Annotated in this window: 21 protein-coding genes; 18 read left to right on the forward strand and 3 right to left on the reverse strand. The window is 25.8% G+C overall.

The window, feature by feature from the left end:
- Position 1 precedes the first annotated feature (1 nt).
- From FRIFI_RS06125 to FRIFI_RS06145, 5 genes are all read left to right on the forward strand, one after another.
- Positions 2-1,420 carry a hypothetical protein gene (locus tag FRIFI_RS06125; protein ID WP_166505335.1) on the forward strand — a complete coding sequence of 473 codons (1,419 nt, stop codon included), beginning with the start codon at positions 2-4 and terminating at the stop codon, positions 1,418-1,420.
- Between the two features lie 1,161 nt (positions 1,421-2,581).
- Entirely contained in the window at positions 2,582-3,481 is a 900-nt protein-coding gene (locus FRIFI_RS06130; RefSeq protein WP_166505336.1) for an AraC family transcriptional regulator, read from the forward strand.
- Between the two features lie 118 nt (positions 3,482-3,599).
- A complete protein-coding gene (locus FRIFI_RS06135) occupies positions 3,600-4,976 on the forward strand; it encodes an MFS transporter (RefSeq protein ID WP_166505337.1) in 1,377 nt (458 codons plus the stop codon).
- A gap of 15 nt (positions 4,977-4,991) precedes the next feature.
- A complete protein-coding gene (locus FRIFI_RS06140; protein WP_166505338.1) occupies positions 4,992-5,837 on the forward strand; it encodes a creatininase family protein in 846 nt (281 codons plus the stop codon).
- 279 nt (positions 5,838-6,116) lie between these two features.
- Positions 6,117-7,316, forward strand: coding sequence for a S41 family peptidase (locus FRIFI_RS06145; RefSeq protein WP_166505339.1), 1,200 nt, complete (start codon positions 6,117-6,119; stop codon positions 7,314-7,316).
- A gap of 113 nt (positions 7,317-7,429) precedes the next feature.
- Here the strand turns inward: FRIFI_RS06145 and FRIFI_RS06150 are convergent, their stop codons facing one another.
- Positions 7,430-7,825, reverse strand: a complete 396-nt coding sequence (locus tag FRIFI_RS06150) for a (deoxy)nucleoside triphosphate pyrophosphohydrolase (RefSeq protein WP_166505340.1) — start codon at positions 7,823-7,825, stop codon at positions 7,430-7,432.
- Between the two features lie 231 nt (positions 7,826-8,056).
- On the opposite strand from FRIFI_RS06150, the gene FRIFI_RS06155 reads away from it, so the two are divergent.
- The 3 genes from FRIFI_RS06155 to FRIFI_RS06165 all read left to right on the forward strand — a co-directional run bounded on the left by FRIFI_RS06155 (position 8,057) and on the right by FRIFI_RS06165 (position 10,908).
- Complete coding sequence (locus FRIFI_RS06155) at positions 8,057-8,740, forward strand: MBL fold metallo-hydrolase (RefSeq protein WP_166505341.1); 684 nt, start codon at positions 8,057-8,059, stop codon at positions 8,738-8,740.
- Positions 8,741-9,078: 338 nt separating this feature from the next.
- Positions 9,079-9,444, forward strand: coding sequence for a CGGC domain-containing protein (locus tag FRIFI_RS06160; protein WP_166505342.1), 366 nt, complete (start codon positions 9,079-9,081; stop codon positions 9,442-9,444).
- A 129-nt stretch (positions 9,445-9,573) separates the two neighbouring features.
- Positions 9,574-10,908 carry a ClC family H(+)/Cl(-) exchange transporter gene (locus FRIFI_RS06165; protein ID WP_166505343.1) on the forward strand — a complete coding sequence of 445 codons (1,335 nt, stop codon included), beginning with the start codon at positions 9,574-9,576 and terminating at the stop codon, positions 10,906-10,908.
- Between the two features lie 101 nt (positions 10,909-11,009).
- Here FRIFI_RS06165 and FRIFI_RS06170 read toward each other — a convergent pair whose 3' ends face one another.
- Entirely contained in the window at positions 11,010-12,587 is a 1,578-nt protein-coding gene (locus FRIFI_RS06170; protein ID WP_166505344.1) for an FUSC family protein, read from the reverse strand.
- A gap of 11 nt (positions 12,588-12,598) precedes the next feature.
- Entirely contained in the window at positions 12,599-12,931 is a 333-nt protein-coding gene (locus tag FRIFI_RS06175; RefSeq protein ID WP_166505345.1) for a hypothetical protein, read from the reverse strand.
- Between the two features lie 230 nt (positions 12,932-13,161).
- Between FRIFI_RS06175 and FRIFI_RS06180 the strand changes: the two genes are divergently transcribed.
- The 10 genes from FRIFI_RS06180 to FRIFI_RS06215 all read left to right on the forward strand — a co-directional run bounded on the left by FRIFI_RS06180 (position 13,162) and on the right by FRIFI_RS06215 (position 22,410).
- Positions 13,162-13,857, forward strand: a complete 696-nt coding sequence (locus FRIFI_RS06180; RefSeq protein ID WP_166505346.1) for a response regulator transcription factor — start codon at positions 13,162-13,164, stop codon at positions 13,855-13,857.
- The gene (locus tag FRIFI_RS06185; protein WP_166505347.1) at positions 13,847-14,908 is read left to right on the forward strand and encodes a sensor histidine kinase; all 1,062 of its coding nucleotides are present in this window, start codon (positions 13,847-13,849) and stop codon (positions 14,906-14,908) included. The genes FRIFI_RS06180 and FRIFI_RS06185 overlap by 11 nt, the downstream gene beginning before the upstream one ends.
- Positions 14,909-15,068: 160 nt before the next feature.
- Complete coding sequence (locus tag FRIFI_RS06190; RefSeq protein ID WP_166505348.1) at positions 15,069-15,758, forward strand: ABC transporter ATP-binding protein; 690 nt, start codon at positions 15,069-15,071, stop codon at positions 15,756-15,758.
- Entirely contained in the window at positions 15,745-18,309 is a 2,565-nt protein-coding gene (locus FRIFI_RS06195) for an ABC transporter permease (protein WP_166505349.1), read from the forward strand. Before FRIFI_RS06190 ends, FRIFI_RS06195 begins: the two co-directional genes overlap by 14 nt.
- A gap of 238 nt (positions 18,310-18,547) precedes the next feature.
- A complete protein-coding gene (locus FRIFI_RS06200) occupies positions 18,548-18,694 on the forward strand; it encodes a hypothetical protein (RefSeq protein WP_166505350.1) in 147 nt (48 codons plus the stop codon).
- Positions 18,695-18,816: 122 nt separating this feature from the next.
- A complete protein-coding gene (locus FRIFI_RS15375) occupies positions 18,817-19,485 on the forward strand; it encodes a GTP-binding protein (RefSeq protein WP_330405596.1) in 669 nt (222 codons plus the stop codon).
- Between the two features lie 281 nt (positions 19,486-19,766).
- Positions 19,767-20,804: a translation factor GTPase family protein gene (locus FRIFI_RS15380; protein WP_330405597.1), complete on the forward strand. Its 1,038-nt coding sequence runs from the start codon at positions 19,767-19,769 to the stop codon at positions 20,802-20,804.
- Positions 20,805-20,964: 160 nt separating this feature from the next.
- The gene (locus FRIFI_RS15145; RefSeq protein ID WP_242977285.1) at positions 20,965-21,363 is read left to right on the forward strand and encodes a response regulator; all 399 of its coding nucleotides are present in this window, start codon (positions 20,965-20,967) and stop codon (positions 21,361-21,363) included.
- Positions 21,364-21,377: 14 nt separating this feature from the next.
- A complete protein-coding gene (locus tag FRIFI_RS15150) occupies positions 21,378-22,010 on the forward strand; it encodes an HD-GYP domain-containing protein (RefSeq protein WP_242977286.1) in 633 nt (210 codons plus the stop codon).
- A gap of 184 nt (positions 22,011-22,194) precedes the next feature.
- Positions 22,195-22,410 carry a GNAT family N-acetyltransferase gene (locus FRIFI_RS06215; RefSeq protein ID WP_092926011.1) on the forward strand — a complete coding sequence of 72 codons (216 nt, stop codon included), beginning with the start codon at positions 22,195-22,197 and terminating at the stop codon, positions 22,408-22,410.
- Positions 22,411-22,705: the final 295 nt, after the last annotated feature.

A 22,705-nucleotide genomic window follows, 5' to 3' on the forward strand; every position in this document is an offset into this window, starting at 1 on the left:
TATGAAAGATAAGTATACACAAAAATTAATTGAAGGTATTGATAATATAGATAAATTAGATTTTAAATTTGATGACTTCAATGAAGATATAAAATTAGATGAAAAAGATATAGAAAATATAAAGAATAAAGCCTATGAGAAAATAGATAAATCTAATTTAAAAAAATACAAAAATAAAAAAATAAGAACTTTAGTAGCATCTATATCATTAATATTAATAATAGGAACTCCTACAATAAGAGCATTAGTGGACCATCTATATAAGTATGATATTTCTAGTGGAAAAATAATAAAAAGTGAAGAAGCTGTATATATCCTAAGAGAACCTATAACTAAAAAAGTAGGTGATGGAAGTATAACAATAGATAGCTTTTATATAGATACAAAAGACGAAAATATAATAATAAATGAAACTGCAAAAAATATAAAAGGATTTGAATATATTAAAAGTGAGTTAATAGTAAATAACAAAGATATAATGAAGGATACTTATACAAAGTTAGATGAAAATACTTGGACAAAGCATACAGGAACATATCTTAATAATAAGTACAATAAAAATGATAAGGTTAAATACATTATAAAATTAAGAGATAAAAATGATAATATAACTAAAGTTGAATTTGATATAGACTTAATAGAAGCAAAATCAGTTGAAGAATACAATAAAAATGTCCCGAAAGATACTAAAAATGATATAACACTAAGTGCCTTAACTACTCAGGAAAATAATAATTTATATGTAGATTTTATGGCGATACCTAAAAATGAAAACATGAATTTTGAAGTAGATAACTATGGGAATGATATAAATAAAAATATAGGTAGTGGCATATATTTAATAGATTCTAATGGGAAAAAGATAGAAGGAGAATATGTTCTAGAAGGTATTAGTAACAATAGATTTAAATTTAATACTAAAGAATTAGAAAAGCCTTATAAGATAGAAGTAAGTAGTATTGATATAGGTATTAATAGAGAGGGACAAAAGCTTAAAAGTACAAAGGTAAAATTACCGAAGCTAAAAGTTAATGAGAAGTTAGAAATTTATAAAACTATAGATATCAAAGATAAAAATAATGAGTTAACATTTAAAAACAGCAAAGTAATAATCGAAAGTGTAGAAAGGAAAATACTAAACAAAGAAGATGTTTATAATATAAAGATTGCTTATCCAGATAACAAAGATAATAATGTGAAGCTAAATTATATAAGTATAGATCCTATACCGAGTATATTGGGTGGATTTAAATCTAATTTTGTTAGTTCATCACAAGATGCCATAAAAGATGGGATGTATGGAAATATTGATATATATATGAGTAATAAAGGTATAAATAAACCCAGAGGTACGGAATTTAATATGTCACCATCTGATTATACAGTAAATGGACCTTGGGTAATAAAGTTAATTGATTAGAAAAATAACTCTATGAATTATAATAAGACGGGGTATATACCCTGTCTTTTTAGATTAAATAAGTATAATTACAAAAATATTCAGAAAATATTTCTTGGGAAATTTATATTAATTATTTAAACATAAATCAATATCACTTGCACTTATTTTTTAATGGTGCAAATTTTTATAGTATTTACTGTATTTATGAGGAGACAATGATAGAATTATTTTATCAACTCCATTAGCAACTTTATAAATTGCATTTATGGATTTGTCAGACTCAGTATAAGAAATAGTATAGAAGAGAGTCTATAAAACATAGACATCAAACTATTATATAAAGAATTTATAACTTAAAAAAGTAAAATTAATGTTAACATAATATTTGAAATTGTAAACTATAGATATCTAAACAAGATACTAATTATAATGCGTAAAGAATTAAGGTGTAAAAGATTAATATAGCTAGGTAAATCTGTAGTAAGTAGAATAATAAAATAAATGCAGTAATTACCTGGTAGGATTAAATAATGGTATATAAAAAAGGAGGTTTTTGCAAAATTTTTATTTATCACTAAAATCCAAAAAAGTATTATCATAGTACTAACTTTAAAGTTAAAATAATTATCTTTGCAATCTGGAATATATTTATTAAAAAAAGATAATATAGACTAATAAATTGGATAATAAATATACTTAGAAATATATATAGTTATATATAATGGGGTTAAATAAGAAAACACTGACAAAAACATAAAAATAATAATACATGGTGTTAGATTTAATTTAAGTTTAAATAATCATAGATGCAAAAACTTCAAGTAGACTAGGATTAAAGTAAAGAAAAGAACTTTGAAATAAAGATAGATTTACGGATGAAAGTGTAGAAGAAATATAGAAAATAGCTAGTAACTATAATTTCCCCTCTTATATTTAGATTCTCTAACTTAGACTTAGATGTTACTTAACCATACCAAAATGTCAAAAATAATATAGCATTAGTGAGCGAATTGATGGTTGACTTATTAGCCATGTATCAATGGTAAAATTAAAAATAAATGTATTTGATTAAATATTGAAATAGATCTTTTTTAGTTATAATTATTATTTGAATTTAGTTAATTTTAAGAATATAATAATTATAAATAGACAGAAATTATGACTTTAGGGGGGAATATATTGAAGTCAAAGGTTAATATTTTTAGATATAACCAGAATATGGATAGTGAAGATTTTGAAATTTTCTATTATAAAAATATAGTCAAAAATGAAATTCCAATACATGTACATGATTTTTATGAAGTATGTGTTTTCTTATCTGGGAATATTAAGTATAAGGTTAATGATTTAGAGTATAAATTAAGATATGGTGATGTTATATTAATTCCTCCAGATGAGGAGCATGGACCTGTATTTTTAGATACTAAGAGTACATATGAACGTATAGTATTATGGATAAGTAAGTCTTATATGGAAAAAATATCGACGATGAAAAGTGATTTATCTTTATGCTTTAATAAAAACTCCATTTATTATTGCAACTATTTACATCCAAATGCACCAGATTGTAAATACATAATTTCTATGTTAGATCAGTTTATAGATGAGCATTATCGTGATGATTATGCAAGTGATATATATTCAACTTCTATATTAGGACTAATGTTAGCTAAGTTTAATAGAATGAGTATGAATCAAGTTGATTGTATATCTAATGGAGTAGGGAATGGATTTTTAATGTCCTATATTGTTGATTATATAAATAAACATTATAACGAAAAAATAACATTAGATTACCTAGAAAAGTACTTTTTTGTAAGTAAATATTATATTTCTCATGAATTCAAGAAACTTTTAGGAATTTCAATAGGTCAGTATATAACACATAAACGGTTGGAAAATGCAAAGAAATTAATGCATCAAGGATTATTACCAAGCAAGATATATGAAGAATGCGGTTATAATGATTATGCTACATTTTACAGAGCATTTAAAATGGTAAATAATATGACACCAAGTGAATATATGAAAAAAATAAGTAAGAATAGCAAGATTACCAATATTACCAACAAAATATAATATTCAAAACGATTTCCTAGTGTACTAGTATATATTATATAAAGCAATAACAATATATTGCTAAATACATTAAAATCATTAAAAAAATCTTAAAAATGATATCTTAGGGAGGGGAATAATGGATATTAAAATTGAGAGTAGTCAAAGAAAGTTTGGTTTTAAAGATATGATAGGATATACACTAGGTGATACGGGTGGAAGCTTTATTAACTTATATGTAGATTCATTCTTTTTAACATTTTGTACTTATGTTTTAGGTATATCACCATTTTATATGGGAACACTGTTTTTAGTTTCACGTTTATGGGATGCCATAAATGACCCTATTATGGGATCATTTCCAGATAGATGGAGAATAGGTAAATCAGGAGATAAGTTTAAACCATGGATAAAGCTATTCATAGTTCCATTAGCTATATCAGGGGTATTATGCTTTACAGATGTATCTTCATTTAGTAATACGGCAAAACATATATGGGTATCTGTAGCTTATATATTATATGGTATGTGTTACACAGGAACATCTATGCCATATGGATCAATGGCAGCTGTAATAACTCAAGATCCAGTTGAAAGAACTAAATTATCTAGTGCTCGTTCTCTTGGAGGAATGATTGTTGGATTTGGCGCTTTAGCGGCATTACCTCAAATTTTATTTGATAAAAGTGGAAATGTTGTACCATCAGCATTTTTTAAAGTTGCTATTGTATTTGGGATATTATCTATACTTTGTTATATAGGATTACTAACACTTACAACAGAAAGACATAGTCAAGAAAATAATACAGATAGTAAATTCAACTATCTTAATGTTTTAAAAAGTGTAGTAAAAAATAGACCTTTAATTGGTGTAATGGTTGCTACAGTAGGTTCATTATTATATATTACTGCTAATAGTTCAATGGGGACATATTTATATAAAGAGTATTATAATGCTCCTCAAATATTAACAATGGCTACTATTGCAACTTTACCAATTACAATACTTTGTGTAGTATTCATACCTACACTTACTAAAAAACTTGGAAAAAGAAACTTAATACTTTATACTGTTTTATTTAATACTATTGGTTCTGTAGGTTTATTTTTAGTACCAATACCAAACCCATATGTATTTTTAATTTTAAATACTATATTCTGCATAGGACAAAGTGTATTTACAGTTATAATTTGGGCTTTAGTAACAGATTGTTTAGATTATCATGAGTGGATAACAGGCGAACGTAATGATGGATCAATGTACTCTATATATACATTTTCTCGTAAGATAGGGTCAACTTTAGCTTCAACAGTGGCAAGTTATGCTTTAGGGTTAATAGGATATGTTGCAGGAGCTGCATCTCAACCAGTAGGTGTTGCTGAAAATATAAGATATTTAAGCACAGGTATAATAGTTGTAACATGTATACTTGAACTTATAGGAATAGGTTTAATATTTAATTTAAATAATAAAAAAACTCAACAAATGTATAGTGAATTAAAAGAAAGAAGATAAAGGGGAGAATAATAAATGCGTACTCGTTTTTTACCTAGATTAACAAATTATGAAGTTGAAAGATATTTAGATAAAAATGATATTATAATAGTTCCAGTTGGAACAGTAGAAATGCATGGTGGAATGCCTTTAGACTGCGAGACTGTAATATCTGAAGCCTTTGCATTAAAAATGGCAGAAAAAGTTAATGGGTTAGTACTTAATAATTTACCATATTTTTATGCAGGAGCTACAGCTTCAGGTAGAGGTACAGTTCAAGTAAGTGTAAGAGCAGGAATAGATTACTTATATCAAATAGCTAAAAGCTTATTAACAAAAGGTTTTAAAAGACAAATATATATAAGTTTTCATGGACCAGCGCATATGACTTGTAGCCCGATGGTTAGAGATTTTTTTGATGATACTAAGGTTCCTATATTATACTTGGATTTATGTATGTCAATGTTTAAGAAATCATCTGGCGTATTTAAAGATATCAATGATTTTCATTACATATCGTTTGGTGCATATGAACTAATGGGGAGATTAGAAGATATACCGCTTAGCATAGGCGAAGGAATGGATTTTTCAGAACAAGTAGAGCAAACAGTTGCTTTTGCAAATCCTTTATTTGATATGGCTTATCAATCAGGATCTATAGGATATTATTTTGGGGATCCTAAAGACCATATGCCAACTCCTAGAGTTGAATCTGCAGAACAAAGATTAGAATATGCTAAACGTGGGATAGAGCTTATAGAGCAAATTGTTGATGATATAGATATGGAAAATGTAGTTGAAATGATTAATGATTTAGATAAATTCTATAATGAAGAAGTAGCTCCTAAATATGGAGAATGGTTACCAAAAACTAGAGTATAGAGAGAAAAAATATAATAATATTTGCAAAGATAGGGGATATAAGTAAATTTTATAAAAATTTGCTTATATCCTTTTTACAATTAGCGAAAGATATATTGATTATATAGAGTTCATGAATGTAATACTTAAAAGATGTGCAATGAATTTAGTTTTTTGAACAAATTGTTGGGAGAAATATATATACAAAATTAAATACATACATAATTTAGTAATCTAGATTTTCTTGTAAAGTAATGTTACAATGTTTAAGATTATTGGAACAATAAGGATGTGAATTGGATGAAAAAGAAAATATTGTTTTTAGCAATTATTTTTATATTTATAATAGCAGTAGGTAATTGCAATTATCCTAAAAAGGGTCAACTATCTAAGGAAGAAAAGGTAGAGGATTTTGAGTATGTTTATGATGCTATAAAAAATGGATATCCTTACCTAGATGTAAATAAGAGACGTAACAATATAGATTGGCTAGGAAATAAGGACAAATATCTAAAAAGAATTAAAAATACTAAAAATGACGAAGAATTTATAGAAGAAATGTCATCTATATTATCTGATTTAAATAATAGGCATACTGAATTAATAGACAATAAAAAAAGATATGAACTTTTTAAAAAATCATATTCTAAGAATAATTGGTATGATTTTCTTGACGATAAAAAAGTGGTAGATAGATATAATTCTATAAATCATAAAATAAAAATACCAAAGGATATTCTCTTAAAAAAAGAGTTAATTTTACAAGATGTAATTAAAGATAAGGTTGGATACATATACTTACCATCAATGGCATCAAAGAATGGATCTACAGATAAAGATCTAAAGATGATTGGAGATTATATTAACACATTAGGAGAATACAAAGCTTTAATTATTGATATAAGAGGAAATTTAGGAGGAAGCGATAGGTATTGGCAAGGAATAGTATCTAAGCTTATAAAAAATGATATTAAAATGAATGGTTATAGAACTTATAGAAATAATAGTAAAATAGTTAAAAGATATACTGATGTAAGAAATATAAAGTTAGAACCTATAGAAAATCTACCAATGAATGTAAAGAAGAATGCGCCAGAGGAGACTTTAAAAAAGTTTAGTGATTTTGAAAATACGTCTTATACTATAAAATCTAATAATGATTTAAAATTTAAAGGTAATATATACTTGCTTGTAGATGAAAAAATATATTCATCATCAGAGTCATTTTCTATGTTCTGTAAGGAAACTAAATTTGCAACATTAATAGGACAAACTACTGGAGGAGATGGTGGAGGATTAGACCCTGTGTTGTTTAAGTTAAAAAATAGCGGCTTAATAGTTAGGATGGCAAGTGGTATGTATTTAAATAAAGATGGAATATGTGATGAAGAATTTAAAACTACTCCAGATTTTGAAATAAAAGACTGTAAAAGAACTACAAATTTTAAAAATGATAACTGCATAAAAAAGGTATTACAACTTGAAAATATTAATGCTTAAATAACAAGCAAAAGTTAAATAAAGCTACCTTCTTAATATTATTAAAAATGATAAATAGAATGTAATTAAATTGCTTTTACACAAGTATATTTTCATCCTATTTATCATTTTTATTACCTTTCTTTTATCAATCTATTAACAGCAGATATATCAGCAGGAGCCCACTTTAAAGAATCTAAGTTTTCTCTTTTTAACCATATAATCTTAGAATGCTCGCAAGCCATTGGATTACCTTCAACTAATTTACACTTCAAACATATAAGATTCACAATGAAATTTTCATATTCATGATCAATATCATTAAATATATCTATAGCTTTAACATTACATTTTAACTCTTCTTTTATTTCGCGCTCTATAGCTTCATATAATGATTCGCCTTTTTCAACTTTACCGCCTGGAAACTCCCACATATTTGGAAGCACCATTTTTGGTGATCTAAGCGCGCATAAGATTTCATTATTATCATTTTCTATTATAGCAGCAACTACTTTTACCTTTTTCTTCATTTGTTTCACCTCTAGTTTTTTTATATTTACTTATTATACTCCATGTTTAATACATTATAAATATATAAGTATAGATAATTGTAATAGGAAAATAATTGAATAATATATATAATATAATTAAATTTAAAAATAGTAAAAAGTATACAATATTTAAAAGTATATAATTTATATGACTTAATAAGGGTAAAAATAATATAGAATATAATAAATAGAATAAAAGGAGTGTTAACATTGAAGATAACATATATTCATCATAGTAGCTTTTGTGTAGAACTTGAAAAAAATATCTTACTATTTGATTATTTTGAAGGGGATCTACCAAAATTTGATAAAAACAAGAAACTTTACGTTTTTGTAAGTCATAATCATAGTGACCATTTTAGTCCGGTAGTATTTGATTTAAGAGCCAATTATAAAAACATAAAATACATATTATCAGATGATATAAAGGTTAAAAAAGAAGAAGATATTTATTTTGTAAAGGAAAATGAAACAGTATACCTTGATGAAATGAAAATAGAAACCTTAAAATCAACAGATTTAGGAGTGGCATTTATAATAACTGTAGAAGGTAAGACTATTTATCATGCAGGTGATTTGAATTGGTGGCATTGGGAAGGTGAAATTGATAGTGAAAATAAAAAGATGGAAAAGATGTATAAACATGAAATAGAAAAGATAAAAGATAGATACTTTGATATTGCATTTGTACCACTTGATTCTAGACAAGGAAAATACTTTTATTTAGGATTTGATGAATTTATGAGAAACACTAATACTAAATTAGCTTTTCCTATGCATTGTTGCGGGGACTATTCTCTTGTAGATAAGTTATCTAAAATGGAGGAATCTAAAGATTATAAGGATAGAATTATTCATGTTAATGAAATAAATAGAGAATTTGATATCAAGTAATAAGTAAGTAGAACATATTGATAGTTACAAAAGAAATTTATACTGTATATAATGATAAACATATAGAATAAAATAGGGTATCGTGAAATACGATACCCTATTTTATTATACTTATAATATTTTTAGTATTCGAATGGAATTTTGTATAACTAAGTTTCATTAAGTAGTATCCTTTAAATGTATAAATTTATAAGAATAATTGCTTATATTTATATAGTTGTAAAATATATTTATAATTTAAATTTAAAAATAAATTTTACTATTAATTTGAAAAAAAGGCAAAATAATGTATAATTATATATAAATACAGTAAAAATAAAAAGCATAGGAGGAAGAAATTGAAAAAAGTTGCTATATATACTTGTGGGGATGTTTCACAAAGGTGTACCGCTAATGGATGCTTTAGAGCATTTAATGAATGTAAAGATTCATTTGAGAGATATGAAGGTAATTGTAAATTAGTTGCTTTTAATACTTGTAATGGTTGTGATGAAAAGCCATTAGAAAGTTTAGATATAAAAATAGAAAAATTAAAAAAAGCAGAAGTTGATATAATACATATATCTACATGCATAAGAGGGAGATGCTCTCATTACGAAGAGTATGCTAAAGAATTTGCTAAACATTTTGAAGTAATTGGATATACACACGGGTCAAAAGAAGGCAAAAAGAACAATAATATAAATATACTAAAAAGTGAATAATCACAAGAAAGCCAGGTTAAAGACTTGGCTTTCCTATACAATCAATAAAAATTATCTATTTTTAGAAAATTTAAATAGAAAAAGTTATGTAGCTATTTAATTGGGTAATATTATATACGAGGTGATAAAATGGATAATTTAGAAAGTAGTTGTATACCTGATAATGGAAATTGCTCAGATTCTTTTAAAATAAGAATTGTTTTTGAAAGTATTTTAATAGGAGTAGGTGTAGGATTTATAGTTTCCTTGTATAGGTTATGCTCCAAATATGCAGAAAAAATTAGTTTAAATATATATAATTTTATGGCTAATCACTTGGAATATGTAATTTTGGGAATACTAGTGTTTGCTATTATAGGATATATTGTTGGATATTCAGTTGAGAAAAATCCTATGATATCAGGTAGTGGTATTCCACAAATTGAAGGCTGTTTAAAAGGAAGATTAAAAATAATTCATTCTTTTAAAATTTTAGTAAGTAAATTTGTAAATGGTGTACTAGCAATGGGAGCTGGACTATCTCTTGGTATAGAAGGTCCATCTATTCAATTAGGTGGGAGTTTTGCACATGCTATATCTAGACGATTTAAACTAAGTAAAAAAGAATTTGTATATTTATATTCAACAGGAGCGGGAGCTGGTCTTGCAGCAGCATTTAATGCACCATTTGCTGGAGTTATGTTTATCTTAGAAGAAGTACATAAAAGTTTTTCGCCAGTACTATTTATAACAGCTGTTGCAGCTTGTGTAAGTTCTGATTTAGTTACATGGATATTTTTTGGAGAAACACATACTTTAATAGTTGATAAAGTTTTAAATATGCCAGCTAATTACTACATATCTTTAATAGTACTTGGAATAGTTATTGGGTTAAGTGGAGTTATATATAATAAAGGATTACTTAAAACTATAGACATATATTCAAATATAAATACAAAACTAAGATATAAAATGATTATACCTTTTATGTTAGCTATTGTATTTGGCATGTTTTTACCTCAAGTTTTAGGTGGTGGGGATAAGCTTATAAATAGTATATTAGCTAGTGGACTTACTATTAAATTAGCTATAATATTATTAATAGGAAAATATATATTCTCACTTATAAGTTTTGCACCAGGAACTCCTGGAGGTATACTATTTCCTATTTTAACATTAGGTGGATTAGTAGGAATTATATTTGGAAAAGTTTTAGTTTTAATGGGAGCTATAGATACTTCATATTTAAATAACTTTATATTATTAGCAATGGCAGGGATGTTTACATCTGTTGTCAGAGCTCCTATTACTGGATTTATATTAGTATTTGAAATGAGTGGAGCACTTACTCAGCTAGGGCCTATTATAGTAGTCTGTGGGGTTGCGTATTTAGTAGCTAATTTATTAAATTGCCCTCCTATTTATGATTCTTTACTTGAAAATAAAGTTAAAACTTATGATAAAATTAAAGAAAGCAGTAAATAATATTGAGATAGAAAAAAGCCAAGCATTAAGCTTGGCTTTTTATTTTAGTTTATTTAGCTTTTAATAGTAATTCACTTTGTTTAATGAATAACCTTATTTTATTATAGAGTTTTGTATATAACTTTTGATATATCTTTAGATTCTATAATAGTTTCTTTTAACTCAAGTACATTTATTAATATTAACTTACTCAATCTATCATCTATATTATTTAAGAAATCTATAATATCTTTTGTAGAAATATCCTTATTTAAAAGCATATCTATATCGTAAAATAAAACTAAGTTATGTGATGAATTTTTATTAGTGTATTTCTTAAAGTTATTTACTAAGAAACGTAGTTTATTAATAAATATATGTTGCTTATGTACAAATTCATTTAAATCATCTGATAACAAAATATTATTATTAAAATATATCTTTTTATTAAGACGTATATTTTGAGTAATTACATCCTTTAAATCGTTATTAATAGTTCCATTCACTAATCCTGTATTGTATAACTTGGCAAGTATTTGCTCATTTAAACTTAAAGAATTTTTGACTTCGTTTTTTGTAACATCACTCATTTTATATGGTAAAATTACTTTGTTTGCATATAGAGCAATTATAGTACCTAAAAGAACGAAAAATATTCTACTAATAGATAGCTCGTTTATATTATTACCAATAGATGCTGCTCCTAGAGCCGAAATAGTTGTGCATATCATTTGATACTTATACTCTGTTTGGTAATTACTAATATATCCAACTATAAGTATAATAAAAGCTCTCATAGAATTATCTGTTACTATAGAGAATAAAATTTCAAATATAATTAATCCAATTATAGTTCCTAAGATTCTTTCCCTACCTTTAGTTTGTCCAGATTCAAGATAAGGCTGGACAATAGATGATAAACTGAAAACTAACCATTTACCATGTGGTATATTAAAGAAAGCAACTACAAATACACCAATACTAGTAATTAATGCACCTCTAAATGCAAAAGTAAACTTAAGAGAGTCCTTATTTAAATTATTTTTTAAATCATTTAATCTATCAACTGCATTTGATACGAAATACTTTTTACAAACTTCTTTTGAATTTTTTTCTTTTGAAAGTATTAAGTCTTCTTTTAATAAACTTACGCAACCTTGTAATTCATAAATTTTGTAGTACTTTGAGTTAGATTTTTCGCTAGCAATTAAGAATTCATCTATTTTAAGTATAACATCATCAACTGTTATATTTCTATCTATAAACTCATCTATATTACAAAGTAATGCTTTTATTTTATTTAAGATATAAGTAAATTCTTCATTAATTGTATTGTTTTTAACTTCCTCTAGTATTAAGTTTACACTTTCTAAAAACTGACATATAAATAATGATTGGATTAATGAAACTGGAAGTTCAATATTTTTATCCAATCTTTTATATACATCTGATATATGCTCTTTTAGTGTATCATAAGTTTTAGAATTTAAATTATTTACACTTTCTATACTATCATTATTTATCATTAATACTATTTCTTCATTAATAGACTCTATTACCGTTTTAATAGTAACTTTAGATTGCTTTTGTAACTTATTTTTATTTGCAATCATTTGTACTGTCATTATAAAAAGTCCACAAAATATAAGAGATACTAATCTAGTAGGCAATTCATTGATGCTAACAGGTGTATAAAGCATAAAGAAATAACCTAATGTAAAAGCAACATATGTAGGTTTTTTGTATTATATGTAAATTGGTATAATATAAAAAATACAATGGCAAAAGTTATAACTAATCCTAAAAAAGCATTAGTTGATGCTAAAAATGAACCAACCCCAAGTAATACTTCAATAAATATAAAATATATAGTACTTTTTATTGGTGTTATTGTATAATCAGTACCAAGTAAAGAAAGAGCTGCTGTAATGCCTGCAACTCCAACTAAGGTATTAATTTCGCCAAATATAGATTTAAAACCTATTATAGCAGCTACTATAACTAAAAACATTATAGTTGTTGAAATTACTTTTTTCTTATCCATGTCAAAGCTCCTTTGTAGTTTGAAAGTTTAATTTTTTATTAAATATACCCTTATTCTTTATACTTAAATCTAGAGTGTTACAATTTTATCATTAACATATAATGATGTTTTTATTTAACATGATATAGTTCAAACAAAGGCATATATGAATTTGAAAAATTATTTAAAATAATGATATAATTATTTGGTAATATAATAAAATGTATAACTTATAAAGGGGAATAATCAAAATGAGAAATATACTAATAGTAGAAGATGACATTATGTTAAATCATGGAATTTGTTTTAATTTACAAGCAGATGGATTTAATGTAATACCTGCCTACAATCTAAAAGAAGGGGAAAATATTTTTAATAGTAATAATATAGACTTAATAATACTAGATATAAACTTACCAGATGGAAATGGATTTGAATTTTGCAAAAAAATTAGAGAAAATTCTAATGTAGGGATACTATTTTTAACTGCATGTGATATGGAATCAGATATTATAAATGGATTTAAAATAGGAGCTGATGATTATATAACAAAACCATTTAGTATAGACATATTAATGCAAAGGGTAGAGGCTTTGATTAGACGTTGTAGTAATAAAGAAAAATATGAAGATACTTTAGTTGAAGGAGAATTTGAATTTAATTTTGAAAAAATGTTAGTAACTAAAAATAAAGTAAATATTGTGCTATCACCAATAGAATACAAAATACTAAAAAAACTAGTAAAGAGCAAAAGTCAAATAGTTACAAGACAAGCCTTGATAGATTCAATCTGGGATAATGACAAAGAATACATAGAAGAACATGCCCTAACAGTAAATATTAATAGACTAAGAAGTAAAATAGAAGATAAATCATCTAATCATAAATACATAAAAACTGTATATAAAATGGGGTATATGTGGGTTGGTGAAAAGAATGAAAAATAGTAAAAATATTTTTAGTAACTACTATATAAACTTTTCTATTATATATATAATAATATCAATAATAGCACTTCTTTTAATCCGACAACAAACAGAAAGTATTATATATATGTATCCAAACTCTTTTGAGGAAGTTAAAACAATTAACAATATAAGTTTTTGTTTTTTATTTTTATCATTAACAATAGGAATATTATTTATATATATTATAAGGATAAATATTGTTAAATTTAGTAATGACATTATAGATAATATAGACGCTTTTATATCTGGCAAAGAAATAGTTTTGGAAGTTAATAAGGATACTTTACTGTCCAAAATACAAAATAAATTTAAATGTATGATAGAAATTATGGAAAATAAAAATAACAGATACTTAGAGGAAAAAGACAGTATAAAATCTTTAATAGCTGATATTTCTCATCAAATAAAAACTCCCATAGCCAATATTTCTATGTATAATGAAACTTTAATAAATAGAGAACTAGATAGAGATAAACAGATAATATTTTTAGAAAATATGCAACATCAAGTTAATAAATTAGAGTGGCTAGTTAAGTCACTTATAAAAATGTCTAGGTTAGAAAATGGAATAATAACATTGAATATTAAAAAATATAGAATAAGTGATACAATTACAAATGCACTTAGTGGAATATATTTAAAAGCAGAAGAAAAAAACATATCTATAGATGTAGATATTGATGAAAAGTTAGAACTTTATCATGACAAAAAATGGACTAGCGAGGCAATATTTAATATTGTTGAAAACGCAGTAAAATACACAAAAGATAATGGGCATATAAATATAAAATTAGATAAAATGGATATATTTACTAAAATAAGCATAATAGATAATGGTATTGGAATAGATGAAGGTGAGATTAATCATATATTTAAGAGATTTTATAGAAGTTGCGATGTAATAAACACAGAAGGTGTTGGAGTTGGTATTTATCTAGCAAGAGAGATTATAAATAAGCAAAGTGGATATATAAAAGTAGAATCTAAAAAGGATGTAGGAACAACTTTTTATGTATATATGAAAAATTAAAAAAAGCACTGTTAATTTAACAGTGTTTTTATTTTATATATCTCAATATTGTTATGATTTATATAAACAATATCACAATACTGTGAGGATTTTTAAAATATCTATATGATAATATTTAAGTAGATAAGATAATAAAAAATCAAAAGGGGATTTTAATTAAATGAAAATATTAGAAAGTAAAAATTTAAAAAAATACTATGGAACAGAAGAAAATATAGTAAAAGCACTGGATGGGGTTGATATAAGAGTAGATAAAGGAGAGTTTGTTGCTATAGTAGGTACATCAGGGAGTGGTAAGAGTACATTACTGCATATGTTAGGAGGACTTGACAGGCCTAGTGAAGGAGAAGTGGTAATTGATAACAATAAGATATTTAAAATGAGCGATGAAGAACTTACTATATTTAGAAGACGTAATGTTGGATTTGTATTTCAAAACTACAATCTAGTTCCGATACTTAACGTTTTTGAAAATATAGTACTGCCAATAGAACTTGATGGATGTAAGATAGATAGTGAATATATAGATGAAATAATAAACACATTAGGACTTAGTAAAAAAATAGACGCCCTGCCTAACAACTTATCAGGAGGTCAACAACAAAGAGTAGCAATTGCAAGGGCTTTAGCCACAAAACCATCTATAATATTACTAGATGAGCCAACAGGTAACCTAGATAGTAAAACAGAACAAGATGTACTTGGGCTTTTAAAAGTAACTAGTAATAAATTTAGCCAAACTATAATAATGATAACTCACAATGAACAAATAGCACAAATGGCAGATAGAATTATAAGAATTGAAGATGGAAAAGTTGTAAGTAGAGGTGAGAGCCATGCTACGAAATAACAATCAAGAAATTATAAAAAAGCTAAGTAAAAGAAGCTTTAAGGTTAATAAAATTAGAAACATTATATCTATTATAGCCATAACATTAACTACAGTTTTATTTACATCGCTATTTACAGTAGGAGTATCTATGATGGATGCTTTTAATAGTTATATGATGATGGAATATGGAACAAGTTCTCACGTACAGATGCAGGAGGTAGATAAAAGTCAGATAGATATAATAAAAAATAGTGAAAGTATAGACAAAGATAGTATAGGTATAATTAAAAATATTGATAGTGCTAAAAATCCAGAGTTTTTAACTCAAACTATAAATCTAGCAGTTTATGATAGACAAAGTGTAAAAAATGCTATTAATACAGAAATGGTAGAGGGGAGTTTACCAAAATCTAAAACTGATATAGTTATGCCAATAGAAGTATTAGATATGTTAAAACTACCTCATAAAATAGGTACTAATGTGAGTATAGAAATTCCAGTAGTTAAAGATGGTGCTTATACTGGAGAAAATAAAACCTACAAGTTTAAATTAAGTGGATATTTTACATATAAAACAGCAACAGCTATTCCACTTCATGATATGTATGTAAGTGATGATTTTTACAATGAATATAAAAAAGATAATGAAATAGGTCCTTTATGTATAACTTTTAATTTTAAAAACGATAAAAATTTAGAAAAACAGCTTGAAGATTTAATTAATAAAATTAAGCCATATTCAGGGAAATATAGTGTAAATCCAGCATTTTTAGATAATCAAGTAACAAATACTAGTGAGTTTATAAGAAATGTTCTTCCAGTAGTTTTATTAGTAATTGTAATACTTACAAGTGGTTACCTTTTAATATATAATATATTCTATATATCAGTAGTAAAAGACATAAAACACTATGGACTTCTAAAAACAATAGGAACATCACCAAAACAACTAATAAAATTAATAATAAATCAAGCTAATAGATTATCACTAATAGGAATACCAATAGGACTATTTTTAGGATTTATAATAGGTAAAATGTTACTGCCTGTAGCTATGAAATTTACTACTATATCAGATTTAAAATCAATAGATTCAAGCAATATAGCTATATTTATAGGTGCTATTATATTTTCATATGTAACAGTAAGAATATCTTGCATGAAACCTGCAAAGCTTGCAAGTAGTGTATCTGAAGTAGATGCTACAAGATATAGCGATAGAGATAGCAATATAAAGAAGAAAGCAAAAAAAGGAAAAAGTGGTTCTAAGATTCATAAAATGGCGCTTTCAAATATGTTTAGAAACAAGAAAAAAGCATTGTTAGTTTTAATGTCTATGTCTTTAAGTTGTATGATATTTTTAAGTGTATCAACTATAATAAGTAGTTCAGATCCTAAAAGATCAGCAGAGGGTATGATGGTAGGTGATATAGAAATACAACATGGAGAAGCACAAAATGCAAAAATTCATGAAAATATCATACCAATAGATGAAGAATTTATAAAAGATGTTAAAAACTTAGATGGAGTAAAAAGTGTAGATAGAATATATAAAGACTATCTAGGTCGTGTAGCGTATGAAGGAATGTTAAAAGAAGAATTTTTAAGTCAAAGAATAGATAAAGAATATGTAGATAAGTATTGGCAAGGAGAAGACCCTAGAGAACTTGCAAAATTTCATAAAAGTGTAACATTAGATATAAGTGGAGTATCTTCTGGGAAAATAATTAAAGAAATGATAGAAAATAATATGTTAGATTATTATGGTGAGGGAAATATAATAGAAGGAAAGTTAGATATAGAAAAGTTTAACAAAGGTGGATACATAATAATTAGAGGACATGAAGGTAGCAAAGTAAAAGTAGGAGATAAAATAAAGCTTAAATACATTATAGGCAATACACCAGAGGAAGGATACACTACTAACGAGCTTGAAGTAATGGCAATACTTGATGGAGCAGATAATTTTAACATGGATGTATATGTAAATGAAGATGACTACAAAAAAATAGTACCAAAAGCATATGTACAAAATGTAGTAGTCAATGTAGATGAAAGCGTAGATGAAGTTGAAAAGAATATAGAAAAATTAAATGATAGTTACGCTAATCCATATACTCATATTTCTTCAAAGAGAACATATATAGAAGAAGCTAAGGAAACTCAAGCTATGATAACTATTATAGGAATGAGTGGGGTATTTATAATAGGATTAATAGGAGTTTTAAACTTTATAAATACTATGGTAACTAACATAATATCAAGAAATCAAGAATTTGCAATGCTAGAAGCAGTAGGAATGACTAAAAAACAACTTAAAAAGATGTTAGTACTAGAAGGTATGTACTATGGAGTTATAATAACCTTTATAAATCTTACTTTTGGTAGTTTAGCTACTTTTCTAGGATTTAATATTATGAAGCTTAGATACTCTGTATATACTTATCCAATAGAAGCTTTATTAATATGTACAGTGTTAGTACTTTTAGTAAGTGTAATAGTTCCTTTAATAGTTTATAAAATAATTTCTAAAGAAAGTATAGTAGATAGAATTAGAGTAAGTGAATAAATTATAAAAATGTTTTTTAGGGAATTAAAAAACAAAACATTTATATACCACAACTTAATAGTTGTGGTATTTTTATATAGTATTTGAAATTCTAGATAAGTATAATTACTTAAAATTAACATTAAAATTTAAAGGACAGAAGTTACATATTTTTATAAAATAAATTCTAAAATATTTTCTTTGAATAGAATTCTAAACTTATATAGACTAAAATTATATTAACTTTAGGAGGTATATTATGAAAATAGATATTTACGATATTAGTGAGAATCTAACAAATCTAATAAAAATAGTAGGAGAAAGTAAGTTTTTAGAAATTGAAAAAAATGCTTATAGCTTAGTTATTGAGTATGGAGTAAGTGTAAATTATATTAAGGATTTTTAATAGAATATGACTAATACTAAAAAACTCCTATATATGATAAAATATAAATTATAAAATTTTAAAAAATAGAAGGCTAATATACTAAATATAATAATGATATTTATATAAATAGGAGAGAAATTATGAACAAGACAATAGGGGTGTTAGCTCATGTTGATGCAGGTAAAACCACATTTTGCGAACAGATATTGTATCACACAAAAGTAATTAGAAATAGAGGTAGAGTAGATAATAAAGATACATTTTTAGACAACCATAACATAGAAAAGCAAAGGGGCATAACAATATTTTCAGAACAAGGAATGTTTAACTACAACAACTCTAGTTACTATTTAATAGATACACCAGGGCATATAGACTTTTCACCAGATATGGAAAGATCAATATCTATAATGGATTATGCAGTTATAATAGTAAGTGGAGTAGATAAAATACAATCACATACAAAAACAGTATTTAGACTACTAAATAAATACAAAGTCCCAACAATATTTTTTGTAAATAAAATGGATAGAGAAAGTGCAGAATTAAATCTAGTAATAAAAGATATACAAAATAGCTTAACTAAAGATGTTATAGATATAACTAATATTGATATTAATGGTATCTTAAATGAAGAACTTATAGAATTTATTGCTGAAAGAGATGATAATTTATTTGAAAAGTATCTAAATGATGAGTACGATGACAATATTTGGATTAAAAATTTTAAAGAGATGATAAAGGAATCAAAAATATATCCACTATTAAGTGGTTCAGCCCTTAATGATATAGGAATAGATAATTTCTAGAAAAGCTAGATTTTTTAACATATACAAATTACAAATTAGAAGAAAGATTTATAGGCAAAGTATATAAGATAAAACATGATGACAACAAAAATAAGTTAATTTATATAAAAGCACTGCAAGGAAAAATTAAAGTAAAAGATGAAGTTTCATACATTGTCAGTGAAGAAATAATAACGAAAAAGATAAATAACATAAGAAAATATAACTCTAATAAGTTTGAAGTTGTAAATGAAGCTACTTGTGGAGAACTATTTGTTGTAAGTGGCCTAAATCATACTGTAGTGGGAGACTTCGTAATAGAATATGGTCTTGAAAAAGAAGAAATAGAGAAAATATATAGTAGAAAAACTAAATATGAAATGACTCCAACATTAAAATCAAAGGTTAAATTTGATAACTCATTAAACATAAAAGAAGTGTTAAATGTTTTTGAAATATTAAATAAAGAAGAACCTGCATTAAATGTTTTATGGGATGAAAATCTTAAAGAAATACACATACATGTAATGGGAAAAATTCAATTAGAAATCCTAAAAGAAGTAATAAAAGAAAGATTTAACTTAGATGTAGACTTTGGAAAATGTGAAATACTATACAAAGAAAGTATATTAAAAAGTACTATAGGATACGGTCACTTTGAGCCACTTGGCCATTATGCAGAAGTTCATTTGCTAGTAGAACCAAATACTAGAAATTCAGGAATCACTTTTAATAGCAAAGCACATGTAGATGATTTAGCCATAGGCCATCAAAATTTAGTTAAAACTCATATATTTGAAAAAGAGCATAGGGGAATATTAGGTGGATATCCATTAGTTGATTTAAATATAACTTTGCTTACTGGTAGAGCACATAAAAAGCATACTAGTGGTGGAGATTTTAGACAAGCTACTTTAAGAGCCTTAAGACAAGGATTAGAAAAAGTTGAAAATGTATTACTTGAGCCATATTATAAATTTAAAATTAAGACAAACTTAGATTATATGGGAAGAGTAATATCAGATATTCAAAAGATGAATGGAGAATTTGAAACGCCGATTATCAATGAAAATTTAGTAACCATAGAAGGTAGAGGACCTGTTGCTACTTTTATGGATTATAGCTTAGAGTTATCTGCTTTTAGTAAGGGAAGTTCAAGTGTTAGCTTCATATTTGATGGATATGATAGGTGTCATAATTCTGACTATGTCTTAGAACACAGGTCTTATGATAAAAATGGTGATAGTGAATATACATCAAACTCTATATTTTGTTCAAAGGGACAAGGTTATGTTGTAAAAGGAAGTGAGGCTAAGCTTCACATGCATTGTATAAAATAATGAATAATAGTAAATAACATTTAAAGTTAACTATTATTAAGAAATGTATTAATTTTATTTTCAACGTTTTATAATTAAAAAAATTTAATATGAAATATTAAAAAAGCTAATGAATGATAGTATAATATAAAGAGATATAAAAGATTAAAAGGGAGAACTTATGAAAAATAAGCATATATTGATCGTAGATAATAGCGTAACAAATTTAAAAAGAGCAGAACAAATTTTAAAACCACATTGCAAAGTTAGCTTACTTACATCTGGTGCACAGACTTTAAAATTTCTAACCAAAAACAACCCAGACTTAATATTATTAGATATAAATATGACAGATATGGATGTGTATGAAACCTTAGAAAAGATAAAATCTAATAAAGATTTAGTTGATATACCAGTAATATTTCTAACCTCACAAGTAGATATAGAAAGTGAATTAAAAGGCATTGAAAAAGGAGCTATAGACTTTATTAGAAAGCCATTTGTTCCTCAAATTATGATAAGTCGTATAAAGATGCATTTAGAATTATATGACTATAGGATAGATTTAGAAAAAAAGTAATAGAAAAAACCGAGATGATAGAACATCTCCAAGATGTTATGATGATATCCATCGCAGAGCTTGTTGAGTGTAGGGACGAAAATACTGGGGGTCATGTTAAAAGAACTGCAAAGTATGTAGAAATACTAACTAAAGCTTTGGTAGAAAGAAATATATATAGTGATATATTAAACAAAGATTATGTAAAGGATATGATACGTTCAGCTCCACTTCATGATGTAGGTAAAATAGGTATAAATGATAAAACTTTACTTAAAAATGGTTATTTAGATGAAAAAGAGTTTGAGTTTATGAAAACTCACAGTAAACTTGGAGGAGAGACTATTCAAAGGATGATAAATCAAACTGATGGAGAAAGTTTTTTATATATAGCGAAGGATATGGCGCAATCTCATCATGAAAAGTGGAATGGAACAGGTTATCCAGATGGATTAAAGGAAGAAGAAATACCACTTAGCGCTAGAGTAATGGCAATAGCAGATGTTTATGATGCGCTAACAACAAAGAGACCTTATAAAGAAGCTTTTACACATGACAAAGCAGTTGAAATTATATTAGATGGTAAGGGGATAGCTTTTGATCCTGTTATAACTGAAGTATTTGAAGAAATAAATTCTGAGTTTGAATTAGCAAGACAGATTTTATAGTAAAATTTGATCACGATGAAGTGGTTGAATTTTTCAAGAAATGTGTAGAAGATAGATATGACTTTTTAATTATTTCACCTGATGGAAGAATTATTGGTGAAAGTATAATAGAAGTGCCAATTATTGAATTGGAATATTTCATTATGACGAATGTGGAAAAGGCATAGGGTCTTAGGTTATAAAAATGACAAGAGATTTTGCATTTGAAAAATTAAATCTTCATCGCTTAGAACTAGATGTTTATTCATTTAATTCTCGTGCTGAAAAAGCATATTTGGCTGCTGGATTTAAAAGAGAAGGCGTATTGAGAGATGCAGTTTGGAATGGCAAAGAATATGCTAATGATATTCTGATGGCAATACTAGAAGACGAATGGAAACAAATAAAAGGTATTATATAAATTACAATTTATCTAATTAGAAATATATATTTATATGAATAATTTTATATATACTACGAATTAAGTTGAGTAATAGTGTAAAAACTATTGCTCTATTTTATTGTGCAATAAGATATTTGTTTTGGATATTGTTATAAAGGTATTATAAGAACAATTATAATAATTTGGAAATATATTTAACTTTTTTACTAAAAAATAAACTAAAAAATAAAATGTATTTTTTGACAGGGTTTAACAAATATAAGTAGAAATATATATAATTAAATAATATAAATTATAAATTAGGAATAATAAT

This window comes from Romboutsia hominis (assembly GCF_900002575.1).
Classification (GTDB): Bacteria; Bacillota; Clostridia; order Peptostreptococcales; family Peptostreptococcaceae; genus Romboutsia_C; species Romboutsia_C hominis.

Excerpts from the sequence above, each read along its gene's own strand:
- FRIFI_RS06185 (WP_166505347.1), top strand. The coding sequence starts at position 13,847 with ATGAAAAATAGTAAAAATATTTTTAGTAACTACTATATAAACTTTTCT.
- FRIFI_RS15150 (WP_242977286.1), top strand. The coding sequence starts at position 21,378 with ATGATAGAACATCTCCAAGATGTTATGATGATATCCATCGCAGAGCTT.
- FRIFI_RS15375 (WP_330405596.1), top strand. The coding sequence starts at position 18,817 with ATGAACAAGACAATAGGGGTGTTAGCTCATGTTGATGCAGGTAAAACC.
- FRIFI_RS06135 (WP_166505337.1), top strand. The coding sequence starts at position 3,600 with ATGGATATTAAAATTGAGAGTAGTCAAAGAAAGTTTGGTTTTAAAGAT.
- FRIFI_RS06215 (WP_092926011.1), top strand. The coding sequence starts at position 22,195 with ATGACAAGAGATTTTGCATTTGAAAAATTAAATCTTCATCGCTTAGAA.
- FRIFI_RS06145 (WP_166505339.1), top strand. The coding sequence starts at position 6,117 with ATGAAAAAGAAAATATTGTTTTTAGCAATTATTTTTATATTTATAATA.
- FRIFI_RS06195 (WP_166505349.1), top strand. The coding sequence starts at position 15,745 with ATGCTACGAAATAACAATCAAGAAATTATAAAAAAGCTAAGTAAAAGA.
- FRIFI_RS06170 (WP_166505344.1), bottom strand. The coding sequence starts at position 12,587 with ATGCTTTATACACCTGTTAGCATCAATGAATTGCCTACTAGATTAGTA.
- FRIFI_RS06165 (WP_166505343.1), top strand. The coding sequence starts at position 9,574 with ATGGATAATTTAGAAAGTAGTTGTATACCTGATAATGGAAATTGCTCA.
- FRIFI_RS06140 (WP_166505338.1), top strand. The coding sequence starts at position 4,992 with ATGCGTACTCGTTTTTTACCTAGATTAACAAATTATGAAGTTGAAAGA.
- FRIFI_RS06175 (WP_166505345.1), bottom strand. The coding sequence starts at position 12,931 with ATGGATAAGAAAAAAGTAATTTCAACAACTATAATGTTTTTAGTTATA.
- FRIFI_RS06180 (WP_166505346.1), top strand. The coding sequence starts at position 13,162 with ATGAGAAATATACTAATAGTAGAAGATGACATTATGTTAAATCATGGA.
- FRIFI_RS06200 (WP_166505350.1), top strand. The coding sequence starts at position 18,548 with ATGAAAATAGATATTTACGATATTAGTGAGAATCTAACAAATCTAATA.
- FRIFI_RS06150 (WP_166505340.1), bottom strand. The coding sequence starts at position 7,825 with ATGAAGAAAAAGGTAAAAGTAGTTGCTGCTATAATAGAAAATGATAAT.
- FRIFI_RS06125 (WP_166505335.1), top strand. The coding sequence starts at position 2 with ATGAAAGATAAGTATACACAAAAATTAATTGAAGGTATTGATAATATA.
- FRIFI_RS15145 (WP_242977285.1), top strand. The coding sequence starts at position 20,965 with ATGAAAAATAAGCATATATTGATCGTAGATAATAGCGTAACAAATTTA.
- FRIFI_RS06190 (WP_166505348.1), top strand. The coding sequence starts at position 15,069 with ATGAAAATATTAGAAAGTAAAAATTTAAAAAAATACTATGGAACAGAA.